4 protein-coding genes and 1 pseudogene are annotated in these 4,861 nt (G+C 53.3%); all 5 read left to right on the top strand.

Annotated features, from left to right (window positions below):
• A pseudogene (locus tag B3M58_RS09130) lies at positions 1-378 on the top strand (aconitate hydratase); the annotation flags it as partial.
• A 170-nt stretch (positions 379-548) separates the two neighbouring features.
• A complete protein-coding gene (locus tag B3M58_RS09125; protein WP_296218496.1) occupies positions 549-2,114 on the top strand; it encodes a methyl-accepting chemotaxis protein in 1,566 nt (521 codons plus the stop codon).
• 350 nt (positions 2,115-2,464) lie between these two features.
• Positions 2,465-3,142 (top strand): hypothetical protein, encoded by a 678-nt coding sequence (locus tag B3M58_RS09120; RefSeq protein WP_296218494.1) that lies wholly within the window; start codon positions 2,465-2,467, stop codon positions 3,140-3,142.
• A 73-nt stretch (positions 3,143-3,215) separates the two neighbouring features.
• Complete coding sequence (locus B3M58_RS09115; RefSeq protein ID WP_296218493.1) at positions 3,216-4,013, top strand: hypothetical protein; 798 nt, start codon at positions 3,216-3,218, stop codon at positions 4,011-4,013.
• 78 nt (positions 4,014-4,091) lie between these two features.
• A complete protein-coding gene (locus tag B3M58_RS09110; RefSeq protein WP_296218491.1) occupies positions 4,092-4,391 on the top strand; it encodes a hypothetical protein in 300 nt (99 codons plus the stop codon).
• Positions 4,392-4,861 lie beyond the last annotated feature (470 nt).

Raw genomic sequence — 4,861 nt, 5'->3', positions numbered from 1 at the left:
GAATACGGCACCGGCTCCAGCCGCGACTGGGCCGCCAAGGGCACCAACCTGCTCGGCGTGAAGGCGGTAATCGCCGAGAGCTTCGAGCGCATCCACCGCTCCAACCTGGTCGGCATGGGCGTGCTGCCCCTGCAATTCCAGGCCGGCCAGGACCGCAAGAGCCTGCGCCTGAACGGCAAGGAAAAGCTCAGCATCTACGGCCTCGATGGCGTCGAACTGCACCCGTCGATGACGCTGATGGTGGAAGTCACCCGCGAGAACGGCGAGCGCGCAAGCGTCGAAGTACTGTGCCGCATCGACACCCTCAACGAGGTCGAGTACTTCAAGGCCGGCGGCATCCTCCACTACGTGCTGCGCCAACTGATTGCCGGCAACTGAAAAACCGCTGTGGCAGGGCCTGTGCTCTGCCACAGCAACAGCGCAATAAAGCTGACCCAGATCAACTGCAGTTACACTGCGCACATTATCCTGGCGACAAAATTCTATCGCTCAACTTCAGGCAGCAACTGCCGATTAAAACGCTATCGCCTCTAGGGACTTGCCCCGCCATGCGCAATAACCAGCCCGTCAGCCAACGCGAACGAACGTTCCCGGCCCAACAACGCCTGATCTCCACCACGGATATCAAAGGCCAGATCACCTACTGCAACGACGCCTTCATCGACATCAGCGGCTTCTCCCGCGACGAACTGCTACGCGCACCGCACAACCTGGTACGCCACCCGGACGTGCCGCCGGCGGTGTTCGAGCACATGTGGAGCACCCTGAAAAAGGGCCGCCCGTGGATGGGCATCGTCAAGAACCGCTGCAAGAACGGCGACCACTATTGGGTCAACGCCTACGTCACCCCGGTGCTGGAAAACAGCCAAGTGATTGGCTATGAATCGGTACGGGTCAAACCCACCGCCGAACAGGTGCGGCGCGCCGAAGCGCTGTACCAGCGGATCAACACGGGCAAGTCGGCCATCCCCAGCCGCGACCACTGGCTGCCGATCCTGCAAGACTGGCTGCCGTTTATCCTGGTCAGCCAGGTTGGCTTTCTGGTTGGCGCCTGGCTCAACACCAGTTGGGGCTTCGCCATCGCCGCCGGGCTCTCGGTGCCGCTTGGTTTGGCCGGTTTGAACTGGCAACAACGCGGCCTCAAGCGCCTGCTGCGCCTGGCCGACCAGAGCACCTCAGACCCGCTGATCGCACAGATGTACACCGACAGCCGTGGCGCCCAGGGCCGCCTGGAAATGTCCATCCTCAGCCAGGAAGCGCGCCTGAAAACCTGCCTCACCCGCCTGCAAGACAGCGCCGAGAACCTCACCGCGCAAGCCAAACAGGCCGACACCCTGGCGCACAACAGCTCCGCCGGGCTGGACCGCCAGCGCCAGGAGACCGAACAGGTCGCCACCGCCGTCAACGAAATGGCCGCCACCACCCTGGAAGTCGCCAGCAACGTCGCCCGCACCGCCATCGCCACCCAGGAAGCCAACCGCCTGACCAGCCAAGGCCGCACCATCGCCGCGGAAACCCGCGAAGCGATTCAGCGCCTCTCGGTCTCGGTCGGCGAAACCGGCGAAACCGTCACCCGCCTGGCCCAGGACAGCAACGAAATCGGTGGCGTGGTCGATGTGATCAAAGGCATCGCCGACCAGACCAACCTGCTCGCCCTCAACGCCGCCATCGAAGCCGCCCGCGCCGGCGAAATGGGCCGTGGTTTCGCCGTGGTCGCCGATGAAGTGCGCTCGCTGGCGCAACGCACCGCCGAATCCACCGGACAGATCCACCAACTGATTGCCAAACTGCAACGCACCGCCGAAGAAGCGGTAATGACCATGGAAATCGGCCGCAAACAGGCCGACGACGGCGTCGAACGCGTGCAACAGGCCGACCAGGCCCTGGCCGGCATCAGCGACGCAGTCGCCAACATCGCCGACATGGCCAACCAGATCGCCGCCGCCGCCGAAGAACAAAGCGCCGTGGCCGACGAAATCAACCGCAACATCACCAACATCGCCCAACTGGCCGACCAAACCGCCGGCGAAGCGCAGAGCACCGCGGCGCTCAGCGAAGAACTGACCGCCACCGCGCAAGGGCAGTACTCGCTGGTGGAACGCTTCAACCGCTAAACGCAAAAAAAGGCGCAGCGGCCAACACCGCCGCGCCCTCCTCCCATACCGTCTCTTGTAGGAGCCAGCTTGCTGACGATCCTGCAATCTAGTGCGCACCTCTGATCGCCAGCCAGCCGCCCGCGCCACCCACAACCCATACCAACACTGCAACCACCCGCCCTGCGTAATTGCCAGTTGCCATCACCCATAGGCGCTGGTGTATAACGCCCTTATACGGTCACCACCTCGCCCAAACACCCCGCCTAGACAGGGACAGATAAGAGGACAAGGAATGTTATCCACCACACCCGTCCGGGTAGTTATGCACCAGTTGGTGTCTATTTACAGTTATACGTCAAGGAGGATACATGAACGACTTACCAGATAAAGATTGGAAAGATTACGGTCATAGTACCGTTAAAGGGGCTTTAAACTTAATCCCCTTAGCTGGCGGAGCACTATCAGTAGCATTCGAAACAATATTTACTGCGCCCCTCGACAAACGAAAGGAAGAGTGGCTTAAAAATCTAGCCACCGCCATAGATGAACTTTACGTAAAGGTTGATGGATTAACCCCTGAAAAGCTTTCATCGAACCAAGAATTTATAACTGCAGTTTTGGAGGCTTCTAATATTGCAGTACGCTCACATCATACCGAAAGGCTGAGCGCTCTTAAGTCGGCCGTTAAAAACACCGTAATACGCACCGACTTAAATGAAAGCAAAAAAATGATATTTATTAGGGTTGTTGGAGAAATGACGCCCTTGCACTTCCAAGTGCTTCATTTTTTAAGTCACCCAGGAGCTTATATTGACAAGCTCAATTCCAAGCAGAGAAGCATTCAAACCCACTGGGGGGATTTGCAAAATGTTTGGAACAAAACATTCTCAGAGATAAAGTCAGACGATCCAATAATAACCCTCGCAATTAAAGATCTGCATAATTACGGCTTCATAAGAATCGATGAGTTTTATAAAGCCAGTATGGAGTCGGTAGCTACATCTCTTGGTAAAGAATTCGCAGAGTTCATTGGTGCCGACGTATAACAAGTCGCTCAATTCGCTCACTTCGTTCGCTGGGACGGGCTAAAGCCCGCCCCTTAGCTTATCGTTAGGCGTAATGCCCATCATGATATTGCAGCGTTTTCCAATCACTAGTTGCTGCCTTTGTGGTAGTTCAGAAAAATTGACTGGCGAGCACAAAATAAAGGCATCAGCACTTCGAAAGGAATTTGGAAGAGAGGCCTTGGTGATTGGCACTGCAGGGCCAACAAAAAGCAAAACAAAGTCCGCCCAGAGCGCCAACTCAAAACACCTAAAATTCAATGTTTCAATTTGTGAGGCCTGCAATACCTCGCGCACTCAACAGGCAGATCGAGAGTTTGACAATTTTCATGACCTAGCTTTGGAAAAGGTAAAAATAAATGAAGATCCATCATCCGTTTTCGAAATGGATCGATACTCCGAAGGCTCAGAGCCATATCTAAACGTATTCCGATATTTTGCAAAATTGCTAAGCTGTCATATTGCGCAGGTGAATGCTCCTATTCCAATCATGCTGGCTAAGTTCGCCATAGGGGAAAGTGCTTTCAATCGTATTTGGCTGTGGGTCAAGACCGACCCCACCTACCACCAAGCCCTTCCATATATTGGTGAACACCAGTATGCAGCTCACGGGGGATTAATTGTTTACGGTGACAAGAACACAAACGAGCCAAATGCATTTCATTCAACAATAACAGTCGGCCCTATTCAGTACGTTTTTCATACGCGTCTAGCTCCCACAGAGAAAATAGAAATTTTGGAAAAATACCCTGACTTTCTCGCTTGGTGTATTACCAAAGTACAACACGCAAAAGAGAACCCAATCCCAGAAAGCACCCTCTTTCAGTTTGGGCTGAAAGACGAAGACGCCTAACAACAAACCGTTCGCTTCGCTCACTGGGACGGGCTAAAGCCCTCCCCTTAACCAAACGTTAGCACCCAAGCCGAATATATGAACAAACTCAACCCTGCAAATATTGCCCAAAATTTTCAGAGCGAAATTAACACGCTCCTTGCGTATCATGCGCGCGCAACAACTGCATTTCGCAACACATCAACTGAAAGCAACGACATCTCTCTACTCAACGAACAGGTCTTTCTTTTTGCCGCCGTATCTTTTGAAGGGGCACTCTCTGATCTGTATTTTGCATATATAAATAAAGATAGTTCGTGCTTCATGGCGGCAAAAGAGCAGAAGATAAAAAAACAGCATCACAGAAACATTCGGCGCATGGTATGCGTCAAAAGTTAGCATTCCACACTCAAAGCACATTAAAACTGCTGAACTTTATCCACTGGTAGATCCGCGCGGATACAACATAACCTTTCAAAATGCGCGCAATATGATTTCGCAGGCAAGAAAAAATTTATTACCAATATACGCTTCCAAGTATAAAGCAATTACTCCAGCGCAGCGCAAGCTAGCGGACTGCATAAAATGCGTCAGAAACTACATAGCGCATCGAAGTGACTCCGGATTTGAGTCAATGACTTCAGCATTAGCAAGCCTCTCTAGCGGCCCGTATCAAGCCCTTTCTCGTAGTAATTCACACCGTGTAAACATTGTAGGGGCGTATCTAAAATCAGTCTCTGGGGCCAAATCAAGAACTGAGCTGTACCTTCAAGAAATGACGAACATCATCAACGTAATTGGGCGCTAACAAATGTATATGGACTCTCCCCACAAGTAGTGAGTAACGCTTTTCCTCTGCCACTGTCGTC

The sequence above is a fragment of the Pseudomonas sp. UBA2684 genome, from assembly GCA_002354655.1.
GTDB lineage: Bacteria > Pseudomonadota > Gammaproteobacteria > Pseudomonadales > Pseudomonadaceae > Aquipseudomonas.
The sequence above is the reverse complement of the archived record's forward strand: the minus strand, read 5'-3'. Positions and strand labels throughout refer to the sequence as shown.